General features: G+C 74.1%; 18 protein-coding genes. 5 read left to right on the forward strand and 13 right to left on the reverse strand.

Annotated features, from left to right (window positions below; translation table 11 throughout):
• The first annotated feature begins 71 nt into the window (after positions 1 to 71).
• Positions 72 to 1271 (forward strand): THUMP-like domain-containing protein, encoded by a 1200-nt coding sequence (locus ACZ45E_RS17790; protein WP_468221797.1) that lies wholly within the window; start codon positions 72 to 74, stop codon positions 1269 to 1271.
• Between the two features lie 14 nt (positions 1272 to 1285).
• Here ACZ45E_RS17790 and ACZ45E_RS17795 read toward each other — a convergent pair whose 3' ends face one another.
• From ACZ45E_RS17795 to tsaB, 7 genes are all read right to left on the reverse strand, one after another.
• On the reverse strand, positions 1286 to 2512 hold the full coding sequence (locus ACZ45E_RS17795) for an RNA polymerase sigma factor (RefSeq protein ID WP_468221946.1): 1227 nt from the start codon (positions 2510 to 2512) through the stop codon (positions 1286 to 1288).
• A gap of 315 nt (positions 2513 to 2827) precedes the next feature.
• Positions 2828 to 3184 carry a YciI family protein gene (locus tag ACZ45E_RS17800; protein ID WP_468221798.1) on the reverse strand — a complete coding sequence of 119 codons (357 nt, stop codon included), beginning with the start codon at positions 3182 to 3184 and terminating at the stop codon, positions 2828 to 2830.
• A gap of 167 nt (positions 3185 to 3351) precedes the next feature.
• The gene (locus ACZ45E_RS17805; RefSeq protein ID WP_468221947.1) at positions 3352 to 4356 is read right to left on the reverse strand and encodes an LCP family protein; all 1005 of its coding nucleotides are present in this window, start codon (positions 4354 to 4356) and stop codon (positions 3352 to 3354) included.
• 167 nt (positions 4357 to 4523) lie between these two features.
• Complete coding sequence (locus ACZ45E_RS17810; RefSeq protein ID WP_468221800.1) at positions 4524 to 4772, reverse strand: hypothetical protein; 249 nt, start codon at positions 4770 to 4772, stop codon at positions 4524 to 4526.
• The gene (gene tsaD, locus ACZ45E_RS17815; RefSeq protein ID WP_468221801.1) at positions 4769 to 5881 is read right to left on the reverse strand and encodes a tRNA (adenosine(37)-N6)-threonylcarbamoyltransferase complex transferase subunit TsaD; all 1113 of its coding nucleotides are present in this window, start codon (positions 5879 to 5881) and stop codon (positions 4769 to 4771) included. The genes ACZ45E_RS17810 and tsaD overlap by 4 nt, the downstream gene beginning before the upstream one ends.
• Positions 5874 to 6440: a ribosomal protein S18-alanine N-acetyltransferase gene (gene rimI, locus ACZ45E_RS17820; protein ID WP_468221949.1), complete on the reverse strand. Its 567-nt coding sequence runs from the start codon at positions 6438 to 6440 to the stop codon at positions 5874 to 5876. Before rimI ends, tsaD begins: the two co-directional genes overlap by 8 nt.
• A 23-nt stretch (positions 6441 to 6463) precedes the next feature.
• Positions 6464 to 7123, reverse strand: a complete 660-nt coding sequence (gene tsaB, locus ACZ45E_RS17825) for a tRNA (adenosine(37)-N6)-threonylcarbamoyltransferase complex dimerization subunit type 1 TsaB (RefSeq protein ID WP_468221802.1) — start codon at positions 7121 to 7123, stop codon at positions 6464 to 6466.
• A 141-nt stretch (positions 7124 to 7264) separates the two neighbouring features.
• On the opposite strand from tsaB, the gene ACZ45E_RS17830 reads away from it, so the two are divergent.
• Positions 7265 to 7819: a hypothetical protein gene (locus tag ACZ45E_RS17830; RefSeq protein ID WP_468221803.1), complete on the forward strand. Its 555-nt coding sequence runs from the start codon at positions 7265 to 7267 to the stop codon at positions 7817 to 7819.
• A gap of 57 nt (positions 7820 to 7876) precedes the next feature.
• On the opposite strand, the gene ACZ45E_RS17835 is transcribed toward ACZ45E_RS17830, so the two are convergent.
• The 5 genes from ACZ45E_RS17835 to ACZ45E_RS17855 all read right to left on the reverse strand — a co-directional run bounded on the left by ACZ45E_RS17835 (position 7877) and on the right by ACZ45E_RS17855 (position 11941).
• On the reverse strand, positions 7877 to 8089 hold the full coding sequence (locus tag ACZ45E_RS17835; RefSeq protein ID WP_468221805.1) for a hypothetical protein: 213 nt from the start codon (positions 8087 to 8089) through the stop codon (positions 7877 to 7879).
• 204 nt (positions 8090 to 8293) lie between these two features.
• On the reverse strand, positions 8294 to 8830 hold the full coding sequence (gene tsaE, locus ACZ45E_RS17840) for a tRNA (adenosine(37)-N6)-threonylcarbamoyltransferase complex ATPase subunit type 1 TsaE (RefSeq protein ID WP_468221806.1): 537 nt from the start codon (positions 8828 to 8830) through the stop codon (positions 8294 to 8296).
• On the reverse strand, positions 8793 to 10043 hold the full coding sequence (locus tag ACZ45E_RS17845) for an alpha/beta fold hydrolase (protein WP_468221807.1): 1251 nt from the start codon (positions 10041 to 10043) through the stop codon (positions 8793 to 8795). Before ACZ45E_RS17845 ends, tsaE begins: the two co-directional genes overlap by 38 nt.
• A 78-nt stretch (positions 10044 to 10121) precedes the next feature.
• The gene (alr, locus tag ACZ45E_RS17850; protein ID WP_468221808.1) at positions 10122 to 11342 is read right to left on the reverse strand and encodes an alanine racemase; all 1221 of its coding nucleotides are present in this window, start codon (positions 11340 to 11342) and stop codon (positions 10122 to 10124) included.
• Positions 11343 to 11398: 56 nt separating this feature from the next.
• A complete protein-coding gene (locus ACZ45E_RS17855) occupies positions 11399 to 11941 on the reverse strand; it encodes a L,D-transpeptidase (RefSeq protein ID WP_468221809.1) in 543 nt (180 codons plus the stop codon).
• Positions 11942 to 12127: 186 nt separating this feature from the next.
• Between ACZ45E_RS17855 and ACZ45E_RS17860 the strand changes: the two genes are divergently transcribed.
• From ACZ45E_RS17860 to ACZ45E_RS17870, 3 genes are read left to right on the forward strand one after another with little or no spacing between them, the layout of a single operon-like run.
• Positions 12128 to 12709: a TetR/AcrR family transcriptional regulator gene (locus tag ACZ45E_RS17860; RefSeq protein WP_468221950.1), complete on the forward strand. Its 582-nt coding sequence runs from the start codon at positions 12128 to 12130 to the stop codon at positions 12707 to 12709.
• Entirely contained in the window at positions 12706 to 13539 is an 834-nt protein-coding gene (locus tag ACZ45E_RS17865; RefSeq protein WP_468221811.1) for an alpha/beta fold hydrolase, read from the forward strand. The genes ACZ45E_RS17860 and ACZ45E_RS17865 overlap by 4 nt, the downstream gene beginning before the upstream one ends.
• A 1-nt stretch (position 13540) precedes the next feature.
• A complete protein-coding gene (locus ACZ45E_RS17870) occupies positions 13541 to 14995 on the forward strand; it encodes an NAD(P)H-hydrate dehydratase (protein ID WP_468221812.1) in 1455 nt (484 codons plus the stop codon).
• 381 nt (positions 14996 to 15376) lie between these two features.
• Here ACZ45E_RS17870 and ACZ45E_RS17875 read toward each other — a convergent pair whose 3' ends face one another.
• On the reverse strand, positions 15377 to 15748 hold the full coding sequence (locus ACZ45E_RS17875; protein WP_468221813.1) for a holo-ACP synthase: 372 nt from the start codon (positions 15746 to 15748) through the stop codon (positions 15377 to 15379).
• Positions 15749 to 15781: the final 33 nt, after the last annotated feature.

Genomic DNA, 15781 nt, shown 5'->3' on the forward strand with positions numbered 1-15781 from the left:
CAAAGCCCTGATCAGGGGAGGACACCGCCGCCGTGCGCACCCCGTCCTTCGACTGGCCCACAATGGGTCGAGTGAGCTCCTCCCCCGCCTCCGCCGACGCCCGCACCCTCGCCGCCCTGCTGACCCCCGAGGGGCAGACCCTGCTCGACGCGCTGCGCGACCACGACCCGGCGCAGGAGCTCGCGCTCGCCACCCGGCTGCGCCGCGAGCACCCGGCCGAACTCGTCTCGGCGGCGCTCGCCCAGGCGCGGCTGCGGCAGCGGGCGGTGGCGAAGTTCGGGCCCGAGGACGCGGCCCGCATGTACTTCACGCCGAACGGGGTCGAGCAGGCGACCCGGACCAGCGTCGCCGGCTACCGCGCCGAATCCTTCCGCGCCCTCGGCATCGGCTCCGTCGCCGACCTGTGCTGCGGCATCGGCGGCGACGCGATCGCGCTGGCCCGCGCGGGGATCACGGTCCTCGCCGTCGACCGGGACCCGGGGACGTGCGCCGTGGCGCGGGCCAACGCCGAGGCGCTCGGGCTCGCCGGCCTCATCGACGTACGGGAGGCGGACGTCACCGAGGTCGACACCGCCGCGTACGACGCCGTCTTCGTGGACCCGGCCCGGCGCTCGGACAAGCGCGGCCGGATCTTCGACCCCGAGGCATACTCCCCGCCGCTGTCCTGGGCCGTCTCCGCCGCGCTCGCGGCACCGCGCGCCGCGCTGAAGATCGCACCCGGCATCCCGCACGAGGCGATCCCGCCGCAGGCCGACGCCGAGTGGATCTCGGACGCCGGGGACGTGAAGGAGGCGGTCCTGTGGTTCGGCACGCAGCCCGGCCGGAAGCGGGCCACACTCCTGCCCGGGCCCCGGGGGCTGGTCGGACGCGGCCTGCCGGACCCCGAAGTGCGGCCCGTGGGGCGGTACTTGTACGAGCCGGACGGCGCCGTCATCCGCGCGCACCTCGTCGCCGAGGTGGCCGACGAGGTGGGTGGTGGGCTCGTCGACGAGACGATCGCGTACGTGACGGCGGACGAGCTGCGCCCGACCCCGTACGCCACCGCCTACGAGATCACCGACCGGCTCCCCTTCAACGTGAAGAAGTTGAAGGCGCTGCTGCGGGAGCGGGAGGTCGGGGTGCTGACCGTGAAGAAGCGGGGATCGGCCGTCGAGCCGGAGGAGCTGCGGCGGAAGGCCATGCCGAAGCCCTTCGGGAAGCGGTCGGCGACCGTGTTCCTGACCCGGGTCGCCGGCGCCCCGACCATGCTGGTCGGCGCCCCCGCGCGCTGAGGTCCGCGCCGAGGTCACGGCCCGGGCGCCGGCGGGGCGGGCTCCGGCTGCGACCGGTTCAGCAGGAACTCCCTCTCGCGTGCGTTGCGCGTGAGGGACGCCGCGCGCTCGTACTCGCCCCGCGCCTCCTCCAGCCGGCCCAGCCGCTCCAGCAGGTCGCCTCGCACGCTCGGCAGCAAGTGGTAGTTGCGCAGGGCCGGTTCACCGGCGAGCGCGTCCACGAGCGTGAGCGCCGCGCCGGGTCCGTCCACCATCGACACGGCCACCGCCCGGTTCAGCCGCACCACCGGGGACGCCGTGCGAGCCGCCAGGAGCGAGTAAAGGGCGGTGATCTGAGCCCAGTTGGTCTCCTCGTACGTATGCGCCCGGGCGTGGCACGCGGCGATCGCGGCTTGCAGGGCGTACGGGCCGGGCGGCCCCGAGGACACCTCGTCCGCCCGGGTCAACGCGGCGAACCCGCGTCGGATCAGCAGCATGTTCCAGCGCCCGCGGTTCTGGTCCCTGAGCAGGACGGGCGCACCGTCGGCCCCGGTACGGGTGGCGGCGCGGGACAACTGGAGCTCCAACAGCGCGGCCAGGCCGTGCACTTCGGGCTCCCCGGGCATGAGCGACTGGAGCACCCGGGCGAGCCGCAGGGCCTCCTCGCACAGGCCGGGGCGGAGGTAGTCGTCGCCGTCCGTCGCCGCGTACCCCTCGTTGAAGATGAGGTAGATGACCTCCAGGACCGAGCCGAGTCGGGCCTCGCGGTCCGGTCCTGCCGGCACCTCGAAGGCGACGTTGCGCGTGGCGAGGGTGCGTTTGGCGCGGACGATGCGCTGGGCGACCGTCGGCTCAGGGGCGAGCACCGCGCGGGCGGTCTCGGCGGTGGTCAGGCCGCCGAACAGGCGCAGCGTGAGCGCGACGCGGGCCTCGGCGGAGAGCACCGGGTGGCAACTCATGAAGACGAGGCGCAGGAGGTCGTCGTCGATGTCGTCCGGATCGGCGGCGACCGGCGCCTCGTACGCGAACTCCGTTGCCCTGCCCACCTCCTGGAGTTTGCGGGCGTAGTTCTCGCGCCGGCGCACCAGGTCGACGGCGCGGCGCCTGGCGACGGCGGTGAGCCAGCCGCCCGGGCTGTCGGGGACACCGGTCCCTGGCCACTGCTCCAGGGCGGCGACCAGCGCGTCCTGCGCCAATTCCTCCGCGATGCCGACGTCGCGCACGACGCGGGTGACGGCCGCGATGATGCGCGGCGCCTCCATGCGGAAGACCGTCTCGATGGCGCGGGTCGTGGCGGTGTCCGCTCCGCCCGCGGGGCGTTCGGCCGGGGCGGGGTGAGTGGTGCGGTGGGCTGGGGAGCGTGGCTCTGTCACAGCCCACCATCAGACACCGCCGAGGCCTCGCGGCCAAGGTCCGGAGCCCTTCGGTCGAGGTCCGGGGCATCGCGGCCGGGACCCGAAGCCACGCGGCCGGGGCCACGGTCCCACGGCCGGGGCCCTTCGGCCCTCAACTCTCAGCTCTCAGCTCTCAGCTCTCCGCTCTCAGCCCGGAACGTTCACCCCTCGGCCCCCGAACGCTCAGCCCTCGGCGATCTCGCGAACCTCGGAGGTGATGGTCCAGTGCTCCTCGTGGACCTTGAGGAACCGCTTGGTCCACTCCAGGACCTCGGCCTCGTCCTTCGCCTGGATGATCGCGTAACCGCCGACGACCTCCTTGGACTCGGTGAAGGGGCCGTCTGTGACGGTGATCTCGCCCTTGTCGTAGTGCACGCGCTTGCCCTGCGCGGTCGGGGTCAGACCCGCCGTGTCGAGCAGTACGCCGGCCTTCGTCATCTCCTCGATGAGGGCGCCCATGCGCTGCATCAGCGCGTCGCTGGGGCCTTCGGCGGGGGCGTTCGTCTCGTCGATCCGGACCATCGTCAGGTAGCGGGGCACGGTCGTCTCCTTCTTCTCCGGCGGGCCGGTGTTCCGGTTCGTTCCCGGCCTCGCACCCCTGCGTCGAACGGGCGGCGCCGGGATCGACACGGCCGCGGAGTTCTTTCCAGGTTTTTCCGCCCGTACGTTTTCCCTCCGCACGCCGAGATGACGCGCCGCCTGCGTCGTCAGCGCAGCGACTCCCAGAGCTCTCCCGCCTCCGGCTCGTCCGCCACCACCCGGTTGGCGTCCGAGGGCGCCTCGACCACCGGCATCACGACGGTCCTGACGGAGTCCGCCGACAGGCCGCCGATGCTCCGTGCCAGGCCGGTCAGTTCGGTGAGCGAGTCGAGCCCGGTGTCCGCGGTGAGGCTGCCGGTGGCCGCGTCGGCGATCTTGTAGAGGCGGGCCGGGTCGGTCAGCAGGCCGTCGGCGGAGACCTTGGCCGTCAGCGCCTTCACCAACTGCTGCTGGAGCTCGATGCGGCCCAGGTCGCTGCCGTCGCCGATGCCGTGCCGGGTGCGGGCGAAGGCGAGGGCCTGTTCGCCGTCGAGGTGGTGGTCGCCCGCCTTGAGATGGAGGTGGCTGAGGTCGTCGTCGATCTTCTCGGCCGTGGTGACGTCCACACCGCCGAGCGCGTCCACGAGCTTCGCGAACCCCGCGAAGTCGACCTCCAGGTAGTGGTCCATGCGGACCCCGGTGAGATGTTCGACGGTCTTCACCGCACAGACCGGACCGCCCACCGCATAGGCGCTGTTGAACATCACGCCGTACGCGACCGCGGTCGTGCCGCCCGACTCCGTGGGGCACGACGGGCGTTCGACGAGGGTGTCGCGGGGGATGCTCACCACCGTCGCCGCGGTGCGCCCGGCGTCGAGGTGCACGACCATCGCGGTGTCCGAGCGGGCGCCGCCGCTGCCACCGCCGCCGAGCGCCTTGTTCTCCGTGCCGGTCCGTGAATCGGAGCCCAGGACAAGGATGTTGAGGACACCCGTCTCGACCGGGCCCGCGGGCGACGACGCCGAGGGAGAGACCGAGGGCGAGGCGGCCACCGGTCTGGCCGGGCGGTCGTCGCCGAGGGCACTGTCGATGTCGACGCCGCGTATGTTGTGGTCGAGGTGCCAGTAGAGCCACCCGGCCCCCGCCCCGCCGACCACGAGGACGCAGCCGAAGGCGATCGCCACCGCCTTCACCACACGCGTGCGGAACCGTTTCTGCTCAGTCACAGAGGGAACTTAAGTCCGAATTATTACAGCGGTAAACCACTTGGCCCGCGATTTCGGAAATCTCAGTCAGTTCTCAGACGCCCGACCTCCGCGGCTGCCGAAGCCACCGGGCAGCAGGGGCGCCGCCGGGCCCGTCAGACGGCTTCGAAGCGCCACCTGTGCACGGCCCGCGTCACCAACTCGTCCCCGGGCTCCGGCAGTTCCGGCAGCTCGGCGTCGTACTCCGCCTCCCACCAGGTGATCACCAGGACCCGGTCCCCCGGCGCCCGCAACGTCTCGCGGCGCACCGGCTCCCGCTCCAGGGCCTGCGCCCGGACCCAGGTCAGCAGCTCCTCGCCGCGGCCCTCGACGGCCCGGGCCTCCCACATCAGCGCGACGCTCACGAGTACAGGTTCTCCTTGCTGACCTCGTGCACGTGATCGTGGCCCTGGTGGTGCCCGTGGTGCTCGTGGCCGGGCACGTGCGGCTCCGTCACCGGCAGCGACGAGTCCGCCGACAGGTCCCAGGACGAGGGCTGCCGGTTCCTGGCCACCATCTCGGCGCCCAGGGCGGCGACCATCGCGCCGTTGTCCGTGCACAGCTTGGGGCGCGGCACGCGCAGCGTGATCCCGGCCCGCTCGCACCGCTCCTGGGCCAGCGCCCGCAGCCGCGAGTTGGCGGCGACGCCACCGCCGATCATGAGGTGGTCGACGCCCTCGTCCTTGCAGGCGCGCACCGCCTTGCGGGTCAGCACGTCGACGACCGCCTCCTGGAACGACGCCGACACGTCGCGCACCGGCACCTCCTCGCCGGCCGCCCGCCTGGCCTCGATCCAGCGGGCGACGGCCGTCTTGAGCCCGGAGAAGGAGAAGTCGTACGCGGCGTCGCGCGGGCCGGTCAGTCCGCGCGGGAAGGCGATGGCGTTCGGGTCGCCCTCCTTCGCGTAGCGGTCGATGACGGGGCCGCCGGGGAAGCCGAGGTTCAGCACGCGCGCGATCTTGTCGAACGCCTCGCCCGCCGCGTCGTCGATGGTCGCGCCGAGCGGCCGTACGTCGGAGGTGATGTCGCTGGAGAGCAGGAGCGAGGAGTGGCCGCCGGAGACGAGCAGCGCCATCGTCGGCTCGGGCAGCGCGCCGTGTTCCAGCTGGTCGACGCAGATGTGCGAGGCCAGGTGGTTGACGCCGTAGAGGGGCTTGCCGAGGGCGTACGCGTACGCCTTCGCGGCGCTCACGCCGACGAGCAGGGCGCCCGCGAGGCCGGGGCCCGCGGTGACGGCGATCCCGTCGAGGTCCTTCGCGGTGACGCCCGCGTCCTTCAGGGCGCGCCGGATCGTCGGGACCATCGCCTCCAGGTGCGCGCGGGAGGCGACCTCGGGCACGACGCCGCCGAAGCGGGCGTGCTCGTCGACGCTGGAGGCGACGGCGTCGGCGAGCAGGGTGGTGCCGCGGACGATGCCGACGCCGGTCTCGTCGCAGGAGGTCTCGATGCCGAGGACGAGCGGTTCGTCAGCCATGGTTCTTCTCTTCAGTTCCTGATACGGGGGTGCCCGGTACGGGGTTCTCCGGTACCGGGTTTTCCAGTGGGGAGGCGCCGGGCGGCACCGGCTCCTGGGTGGTGGTCAGGCGCATCACGAGGGCGTCCACGTTGCCCGGCTGGTAGTAGCCGCGGCGGAAGCCGATCGGCTCGAACCCGAAGCGTTCGTAGAGCCGCTGGGCCCGCGTGTTGTCGACCCGGACCTCCAGCATCACCTCGGCGGCCTCGAAGGCGGTGGCGTGCCGCAGGAGTTCGGTGAGCAGCCGGGCGCCGAGACCGGTGCTCCAGTGGTCGCGGGCGACGGCGATGGTCTGCACGTCGGCGGCGTCGGCGGAGCCGCCGTCGGAGGCGCTCCCGGAGGCGGCGAGCCCGCCGTAGCCGACGAGCCGGTCACCGTCGTACGCGACGACGTAGCGCCGCGTCGAACCGGTGCCGCGCGCGTGGGCCAGCTCGGACCAGAACATGCCGCGCGACCACGCGTCGTCCGGGAAGAGGTCCTTCTCAAGGGCGAGCACGGGATCGATGTCCCACCAGCGCATCTCGCGCAGTTCGGCCGTCCCTGTCACTTGGGGGTGACCACCTTGTAGTTCTTGGGGACCTGGGCGTCGGGGCGGCGCAGGTAGAGGGGGCGCGGCTCCAGGAGCTCCTCGCCGGCCGCGAGCTTCTCGGCGGCGAGCGCGGCGAGCGCGGCGGCGGACACGTGCTCGGGGCCGCGCGGGTCCGTGAACGTGTCGGGGTAGAGCAGCGCGCCCGCGCCGACCGCGGGCAGTCCTGCGACGGCCTCGGCGATGTCGGCGGGCCGGTCGACGGCGGCGTCGGTGGCGCGGGTCCGCGGGTCCTCGTAGCGGGCCCAGTAGACCTCCTTGCGGCGCGCGTCGGTGGCCACCACGAAGGGGCCCTCGACCGCGCCCGCGGCGGCGTACGCGAGCCCGTCCAGCGTGCACAGTCCGTACACGGGGACGCCGAGCGCGAGCCCGAAGGTGTCGGCGGTCATCAGGCCGACGCGCAGTCCGGTGTACGGTCCCGGGCCCACGCCCACGACGATCCCGGTGACGGCGTCGAGCCCCGCGCCGGCCTCGGCGAGCACCCGGTCGACGGCGGGGAGCAGCAGCTCCCCGTGTCTGCGGGCGTCGACCTGGTCCGACTCGGCGACGGTGGCCGTGCCGTCGTGCAGGGCGACGGTGACGGCGGGGGTGGCGGTATCCACGGCGAGCAACAGCACGCAAACAGCCTACGGCTACCCGAGGGGAGCCACGTCCGCTCCGGCGGCAACCCGGGGCCGTGGGTCCTGGCTGCTACCGTCACGTAGAGCCGTCACCGGCGTCGTACATGCGTACATGCGTACTTGAGAGGCAGGCATCTGGTGGCACGGAGCAGCACCGGAATCGTGACCGCGCTGACCGCGGGCGCGCTCGCCGCGGTCGGCTTCCTCGCGTACCAGGCCTCGGCGAACGCGCCGGCGAAACTCGCCGCGCCGAAGGACGGTGCCTCCCCCTCCGCGACGGCGTCCCGCTCCCCCAAGGACAAGGCCGATCCCGCGGCGCTGCCCGCGCGGTCCGGCGGCGGCGAGCGCGTCGTCTACGCGCTGGGCACCGACCGGGTCTGGCTGGTCGGCGGCGACGGCAAGCCGCGGCGCACGTACCGGGTGACGCCCGGCACGGTGGATCCGGCGCCCGGCCAGTACACGGTGACGTCCCGCTCCGGGTCCGTGACCGGCACCGACGGGGTGCCGATCGAGCACGTCGTGCGGTTCGCGAACGCGGGCGGGGTGGCGGTCGGGTTCAGTGCGGCCGTCGACGGTTCCACGCCGTCGCCCGACCCGGCGAAGCAGACCGGCGGCATCCGGGAGTCGCGGGCGGACGGCGCCGCGATGTGGGAGTTCGCCACGCACGGCCGGAAGGTCGTCGTCGTCCGGTGACCCCGGGCGCCCGCGGGCCCTCCCCGGCTCTCCCCGTTGCCCCGCTCCGCGCTGCCCTCAGGCGCTCTTGGGGCACGCCTCGTCTTCGCGGTCGCGAAGAAGTACGGGCTCGCCGTGCTGACCGGCGTCCCGGCCCTGCCGGGGCGGCGGGGTCGACACCGCCCGCGCCGCCGCGCAGGACGCCAGCAGATCCCCCATCGACACCGTGTGCGCGCCGCCTTGCCCCGACGTCGGCGCGGTGCGCCGCACTACACGTTCCGAAGCCGACATGTGCGCCTCCCGAGCAGGCGTGGTTAGGTAGACCTAACTAAGTCCGGTCCCCATGTGAACACGCCGAAGACGCGCCGCGCAACATTTTGCCGACGCGTTGTCGGGATACGCCCGCGATCCACCCGTGATTCGTCCGGGATTCGTCGCGGGCGGGCGCCCCGGGTGGTCCGGAAGCGTTCGGGAAGGGCTCCGGGCAGGTGCGTCTCAGTCGGCGAGCGAGCTCAGGTCCGCCTGGGTCCAGCGCTCCCCGATGCCGTGCAGCGTCACGACGCGCACCTCGTCGGCGGTGTCCCCGGTCGCACGGTCGATGAGGACGTGCAACCGGTCGTCGGAGAGCTCCTCGACCTTGCCCTCGCCCCACTCCACGACGGTGACCGAGTCCGGCAGGGACACGTCGAGGTCGAGGTCCTCCATCTCGTCGAGGCCGCCGCCGAGCCGGTACGCGTCGACGTGCACCAGGGCCGGGCCGTCGGCGAGCGGCGGGTGCACGCGGGCGATCACGAAGGTCGGCGAGGTCACGGCGCCGCGCACGCCGAGCCCCTCCCCGAGCCCGCGGGTCAGCGTCGTCTTGCCCGCGCCCAGCTCCCCGGTGAGCATCACGAGGTCGCCGGGGCGCACTCGCTCGGCCAGGGCCAGGCCCAGCTTCCGCATGAGGTCGGGGGAGGTGACGGTGACCGTGGCGGTCGTGACGGGGGTGGCGGTCTCAGCCGCCGGGCTGTGCGGTGCTGCCGGTGTCTCCATGGCTCCCCACGGTAGCGGCTGCCGGCCCGACACCCGCGCGGGCCAGCAGTTCCACGAGGCGGTCCGTGACGACCTCGGGGTGCTCCAGCATCACCAGGTGCCCGGCGTCCGGTACGAGGACGAGCTCGGCGTCCGGCAGCAGCGCCGCGATCGCCTCGCTGTGCCCGCTCGGCGTCACCAGGTCCTGCTCCCCGGTCAGCACCAGGACGGGCAGCTCCGCGAAGCGTGTCAGGGCGGCCGTCTTGTCGTGCTCCTGGAACGCCGGGTAGAACTCGGCGACCACGTCGATCGGCGTGCCCTCGATCATCCGCTCGGCGAACCGGGCGATCGCCGGGTCGACGTCCCGCGTCGCGAACGAGTACCGCTTGATGATCCCGGCGAACAGGTCCGCGGTCGCCCGCCGCCCGCGCTCGACGAGGTCGGCCCGCTGCCCCAGCGCCTTCAGCACGCCGGGGAGCACCCGGCGCACCGCGTTCATCCCGGCCACCGGCAGTCCGTAGTTGACCTCGCCGAGCTTGCCCGACGACGTACCGACGAGGGCCACGCCCACGACGCGCTCGCGGATCAGCTCGGGGCACCGGTCGGCCAGCGCCATCACGGTCATGCCGCCCATGGAGTGGCCGACCAGCACGAGCGGGCCCTCGGGCGCGGCCGCGTCGATGACGGCCTTGAGGTCGTCGCCGAGCCGGTCGATGGAGACGGGCGTGCCGTCCCCGTCCACCGGGTTCTGCTCCACGCCGCGCCCGGAGCGGCCGTGGCTGCGCTGATCCCAGTACACACTGCGCACGACGCCGCGCAGGGCCGCGCGCTGGAAGTGCCAGGAGTCCTGGTTGAGGCAGTAGCCGTGGCTGAAGACGACGGTGACGGGGGCCTGGGCCCCGCGGCCGAACAGGCGGCGTCTGCGCGGGCCGTCGGCGCTGTCCGGCTCGACCTCGTCGACCTCGTAGTACAGCTCCGTGCCGTCGGCGGCGCGGGCCCGGCCGGGGACGCCGCGCAGCGAGCCGTAGGGTCCTGCGGCGTCGAGGGCCAGCCGCGCCTTGCGGCGCATGCCGCGGCCCACGGTCAGCCGCTCCACGGCGACCCCGGCGGCAGCGCCCGCGGCCACCACGCCTATCGCGGCGCCGGCGAACCCGGCCCGCCGCCAGTTCCCCGACGCGGCCTCGGCGGCCGCCTCGGCGACGGCCACCGTGGCCGGTGCGCTGCTCTCGCTCACGTGCCGCTCCTCCTGGGGACGCCGATCCGTTCCTGGTTCACATAGCCCGGGTGGCGCCCTCGCAACCCATGGGGAGCGTCACGCGCCGCCCTGGGCCGCTCCGTCCCCGCCACCCGCCGCTTCCGGGGTGGCCTTCTCCGCCACTCCGTCGGCCTGCTCGTCCACATAGACGCGCGGTACGCGCGAACCGATGCGCGTCACGATCTCGTATCCGATCGTCCCCGCCGCGGCCGCCCAGTCCTCGGCGGTCGGCTCGCCCGCGTCGCCCGGGCCGAAGAGCACCGCCTCGTCGCCCGCGGCCGGCTCGTCGCCCCCGAGGTCGACGACGAACTGGTCCATCGCGATCCGCCCCGCGACCGTGCGCCGCTTGCCGCCGATCAGGAGCGGGCCGGTGCCGGAGGCGTGGCGCGGGATGCCGTCCGCGTAGCCGAGCGGCACCAGGCCGAGGGTCGTCTCGCCCGGGGTGACGTAGTGGTGGCCGTAGCTGACGCCGAGTCCGCCCGGCGCGTGCTTCACCAGGGCGAGGCTCGCCTTGAGCGTCATGACGGGGCGCAGCCCGAAGTCGGCGGGCGTGCCCAGCTCGGGGCTGGGCGAGATCCCGTACATGGCGATGCCGGGGCGGACGAGGTCGAAGTGGGTCTCGGGGAGGGTGAGCGTGCCCGGCGAGTTCGCGATGTGGCGCACCTCAGGGGTGACGCCCTCCCCCTCCGCGTACGCGACCATCTCGTGGAAACGCGCCAGCTGCGCCGCGGTGGAGGGGTGTCCCGGCTCGTCGGCGCAGGCGAAGTGCGACCACAGGCCGGTGATCGTGACGAGGCCCGCCTCCTGCGCGGCGAGGGCCTCGCGGACCAGCTCGGGCCAGTCGGCGGGCAGGCATCCGTTGCGCCCGAGGCCGGTGTCGGCCTTGAGCTGGACGCGGGCCGTGCGGCCCAGCTCCCGCGCCGCGCCGGTGACCTCGCGCAGGGCCCACAGCCCGCTCAGCGACATGTCCAGATCGGCCTCGACGGCCTCGCGCCAGGGGCCGCCGGGCACCCAGAGCCAGCACATGACGCGCCCGGGCAGCCCCGCGGCGCGCAGCTCCAGGGCCTCCTCTGGGGTGGCGGTGCCGATCCATTCGGCGCCCGCCTCCTTGGCCGCGCGGGCCACGGGGATCATGCCGTGCCCGTACGCGTCCGCCTTCACGACGGCCATGAACGCGGCCCCCGGCGCGTGGGCACGCAGGGACCGCACATTGGCCCTCAGGGCGCCGAGGTCGATCTCGGCGCGGGCGCGGAGCGGGGCAGTCACGTTCTCGTTCATCGTGCGCCCAGTCTCTCAGAGCGGCCCGAGGTGCCCTGCGAGCCTGTGGAAAACCCTCAAGTGCCGGGCTTGCGGCCCCACACGTAGACGCGGTCGTTCTTCTTCAGCACGCGCCACAGCTTCTTGGCGTCGGCGAGCCGCATGTTCACACAGCCACGTGAACCCGGTGGGCTGTGCACATCGCCGTAGATGGCGTGGAAGGCCTGCCCGCGGCTGAAGAACTGGCTGTACGGCATGGAGGTGTTGTAGATCGACGACCAGTGGTTCTTGTGCTTCCAGTAGACCTTGTGCCAGCCGGTGCGGGTCCGGTACCCGGCGCGTCCGCTGCGGATCGGGACGGGGCCGAGGAGGATCTCCTTCCTTCCCTTGCTCACCCACATCCGCTGGCGCTTCAGGTCGACGCAGGCGAGGCGGTACGCGCGCGTGGGGCACTTCTTCGCCGTGTCCGGGTCGCCGGGGCTGCCCGGGACGGGTGCTCCGGCCGGGGCGGGCGCGGCGGGCCGGGGCGGGGCCGGCTCGGCGAAGACCGGTCCCGCCGACAGGACGGCGGCGAGGGCGATCAGCGCGGCGAGCGTGCCGCGCGGAGGGGGGCTGATCATGGGCGAAGGGAACCCGCCCGGGCGCGGGATCGGGGGCAGCCGCGCGGCGGGATCCACCGGAAATCGGTTGATCAGCCCAGCCGTACCTAGGTACCGTAAGTAAAAACCTAGGACCCATAGGCACGGCGGATGCCGGATCCGGGGGCGTGGCCCGGGACCACCGGCAGAGGAGTGACGGCGCACATGATGGCCAGAGCAGGGCTGACCAGGGAGCGGGTGGTGGCGGCAGCCGCCGACCTCGCGGACACCGTCGGCTTCGAGCACATCACCGTCGCGGCGCTCGCCCGCGGCTTCGGCGTGAAGGACGCGAGCCTGTACGCGCACGTGAAGAACCTGTCCGACCTGCGCCTGCGGGTGGCCGTCCTCTCCGGCCTCGACCTCGCCGACCGGATCGCGGACGCGCTCGCGGGCCGGGCGGGCCGCGACGCGCTCGTCGCCTTCGCCGACGCCTACCGCGACTTCGCCCTCGCCCACCCCGGCCGGTACGCGGCGACCCAGCAGCAGGAGCTCGACCCCTCGGTCTACGACGACCACCCGGCCCTGCGCCGCAACCTCACCTGCACGTACGCGCTGCTCCAGGGGTACGGCCTGGCCGAGCCGGACCTGACCGACGCGGGCCGGCTGCTGCGCAGCACGTTCCACGGCTTCGTCAGCCTCGAACTCGCGGGCGGCTTCCGCCACCGGCGCGAGGCGGGCGACAGCTGGACGAGCACGGTACGGGCCCTGCACATCGCCCTCACCAACTGGCCCGAAGGAGAGAGCAGTTGATCACCAGCGGCCGGCTTCGCGTGCCCGGCGCGACGCTCCACCACGAGACGCGCGGCGCGGGCCCGCTCCTCCTCCTGCTGCCCGGCGCGGGCGGCGACGCGGCGGCCCTCGACCCGGTCGCCGACGCCCTGGCCGACACGTTCACGGTGCTCACGCACGACCCGCGCGGATACTCGCGCAGCACCCTGGACGGCCCCCGCGCCGAGCAGCGGGTCGACGTCCACGCGGACGACGCCCTGCGCCTGCTGGACGCGGTCGCGCCCGGCGAACCCGCGTACGTGGCCGGCGCGTCCAGCGGCGCGATCGTCACCCTCGACCTGCTGGCCCGCCACCCGGAGCGGCTGCGCGGAGCCCTCGCGCACGAGCCGCCGTCGTGGAGCGTGCTGCCGGACGCGGCCGAGCAGCTGGCGTTCTTCCAGGAGGTGTACGACACGTTCGTCACCGAGGGGCTCGGAGCGGCGGGCGAGCGCTTCCTGCGGGGCGTCGGCCCGGTGCTGCTCCCCGCGCCCCAGGAGGACCCGCTCCCGGAGCGCACCCGGGCCGCGCGGGAGCGGCTCCTGGTGAACGCGCCCCTCGCGATCCGGTACGAGCACCGCAGTTTCGCGGCGTACGTCCCTGATCTCGCCGCCCTCTCGACGGTCGCCGACCGCCTGGTCCTGGCGGCCGGCGCGGACACCCGGGGCCACCTGCCGTACCGCCCCGCCGCACTGCTCGCCGAGCGTCTCGGGCTACCCCTGGCGGTCTTCCCCGGCGCGCACAACGGCTGGTCCACGCACCCCGCGGAGACGGCCGAGCTGCTTCGCACCCACTTCCTGGGGGAGACTCGATGACATGCGCACTGCCTATGACGTGGAGACCATCCGGGCCGCCGAACGCGCGCTGATGGCGCGACTGCCCGACGGAGCACTCATGCAGCGGGCGGCGGCCGGGCTCGCCGCGGCCTGCGCCGACCTGCTCGGCAAGGTGTACGGGAAACGGATCACCCTGCTGATCGGCTCCGGGGACAACGGCGGCGACGCCCTGTACGCCGGCGCCCGGCTGGCCCGGCGCGGCGCGGGCGTCACGGCGCTGACGCTGGCGCCGGAGCGGGCCCACGCAGGGGGCCTCGCGGCGTTGCGGGCGGCCGGTGGCACCGTGCTGGACGCGGAGTCCGACGCCGCCGCGCGGGCCGTGACCGGGGCGGACCTCGTCCTCGACGGCATCGTGGGCATCGGCGGCAAGGGCGGGCTGCGCCCGCGCGCCGCGCAACTGGCAGCCCTGGCACGGGAATCGGGGGCCCGCACGGTCGCCGTGGACCTGCCCAGCGGGGTGGACGCGGGCACCGGCGAGGTACATGGCGACGCGGTGCGGGCGGACGCGACGGTCACGTTCGGCGCGTACAAGCCGGGGCTGCTCATCGATCCGGCGCACACCTACGCGGGGGCGCTCCGCCTGGTCGACATCGGCCTCGAACCGCCCGCCGACGGGCGGGAGTTGGAGGCTCTGCAACACGGCGACGTGGCGGCGCTGCTGCCGCGTCCCACCGGGGAGAGCGACAAGTACCAGCGCGGCGTGGTCGGCGTCGTCGCGGGCTCGGCCCGCTATCCGGGCGCCGCGGTCCTGGCCACGGCCGGGGCGCTGCACGGCGGGGCGGGGGCGATCCGTTACGTGGGCGCGGCCGCGGACGCGGTGATCGCCCGTTTCCCGGAGACCCTGGTGTCGGCGGGGCCGCCTTCGCAGGCGGGCCGCGTCCAGGCGTGGGTGATCGGCCCCGGCCTGGGGGACGACAAGGGGGGCCTCGCGGACGTTCTGGCATCGGACGTCCCGGTCCTCATCGACGCGGACGGCCTCCGGCTGGCGGACGCGGAGACGGTACGGGGCCGCACGGCGCCCACGGTCCTGACCCCGCACGCCGGGGAGGCGGCGGCGCTGCTGGGCTGCGACCGGGAGCGGGTGGAGCGCGAACGCCTGGCGTCGGTACGGGAGTTGGCCGCGCGGTACCGGGCCACGGTGCTGCTGAAGGGCTCGACGACGCTGATCGCGTCGCCGGACGGGGACGCGGACGGCGTTCCGGTCCGGGTGAACCCCACGGGCACCCCCTGGCTGGCCACGGCCGGCAGCGGCGACGTCCTGTCCGGGCTGACGGGATCCCTGCTGGCGGCGGGGCTACGGCCGATGGACGCGGCATCGGTGGGCGCCTACCTCCACGGCCTGGCGGCCCGCCACGTATCCCAGGACGCCCCGATCTCGGCCCAGGACGTGGCCTCGGCGGTACGCCAGGTCTGGCAGAACATCACACACCCGTAGCCGTCCTACGGGCGGCACCACCATCGCGCCCGCCCGCGCCCCGCTGAGGTGACGCACGAAGTGCACACCTCAGGGGCGCGAGGAACTGCGCGAGAAGCCCCACCGCCCCGCAGCCACCACACGCACGGCCCACGACACCCAGCCCCCTCAGGGGCGCGAGGAACTGCGCAAGAAGCCCCACCGCCCCGCAGCCACCACACGCACGGCCCACGACACCCAGCCCCCTCAGGGGCGCGAGGAACCGCGCGAGAAGCCCCACCGACCCGCGGCCCAAACACGACCTCTAAAGCCCCGCGGCCGACACGACACCCAGCCCCCAGGGGCGCGGGGAACTGCGCACTCAGCACAACCCGGCCGCACCCACCCCGAAAGCGACGCCCCTTACCCCTCCGCCACCACCACCGCGGACGCAACCCCCGCGTCATGGCTCAGCGACACATGGAACCCGGTGACGCCGAGCTCGGCCGCCCGCGCGGCCACCGTCCCCGTCACCCGCATCCGCGGCTGCCCGCTCTCCTCGACGTAGACCTCCGCGTCGGTCCACCGCAGCCCGGCCGGCGCGCCCAGCGCCTTGGCGATCGCCTCCTTCGCCGCGAACCGGGCGGCCAGCGAGGCGACCCCGCGCCGCTCGCCGCCGGGCAGCAACAACTCGTCGCGCAGGAAGAGCCGCCCGGCCAGCCCGGGCGTCCGCTCCAGCGACGCCGCGAACCGCTCGATCTCGGCCACGTCGATACCGACCCCGATGATGCTCATGCCGAGCACCTTACGGTCGACGGCTACGCGGTG

The sequence above is a fragment of the Streptomyces sp. NPDC030991 genome, assembly GCF_055571235.1.

What these genes read in the sequence shown, in the direction of transcription:
- ACZ45E_RS17795 (WP_468221946.1), bottom strand. Translation starts at nt 2,512, where the DNA reads ATGGAGGCGCCGCGCATCATCGCGGCCGTCACCCGCGTCGTGCGCGAC.
- tsaD (WP_468221801.1), bottom strand. Translation starts at nt 5,881, where the DNA reads ATGGCTGACGAACCGCTCGTCCTCGGCATCGAGACCTCCTGCGACGAG.
- rimI (WP_468221949.1), bottom strand. Translation starts at nt 6,440, where the DNA reads ATGCGCTGGTGGGACATCGATCCCGTGCTCGCCCTTGAGAAGGACCTC.
- ACZ45E_RS17835 (WP_468221805.1), bottom strand. Translation starts at nt 8,089, where the DNA reads ATGTCGGCTTCGGAACGTGTAGTGCGGCGCACCGCGCCGACGTCGGGG.
- tsaE (WP_468221806.1), bottom strand. Translation starts at nt 8,830, where the DNA reads ATGGAGACACCGGCAGCACCGCACAGCCCGGCGGCTGAGACCGCCACC.
- alr (WP_468221808.1), bottom strand. Translation starts at nt 11,342, where the DNA reads ATGAACGAGAACGTGACTGCCCCGCTCCGCGCCCGCGCCGAGATCGAC.
- ACZ45E_RS17855 (WP_468221809.1), bottom strand. Translation starts at nt 11,941, where the DNA reads ATGATCAGCCCCCCTCCGCGCGGCACGCTCGCCGCGCTGATCGCCCTC.
- ACZ45E_RS17860 (WP_468221950.1), top strand. Translation starts at nt 12,128, where the DNA reads ATGGCCAGAGCAGGGCTGACCAGGGAGCGGGTGGTGGCGGCAGCCGCC.
- ACZ45E_RS17870 (WP_468221812.1), top strand. Translation starts at nt 13,541, where the DNA reads ATGCGCACTGCCTATGACGTGGAGACCATCCGGGCCGCCGAACGCGCG.
- ACZ45E_RS17875 (WP_468221813.1), bottom strand. Translation starts at nt 15,748, where the DNA reads ATGAGCATCATCGGGGTCGGTATCGACGTGGCCGAGATCGAGCGGTTC.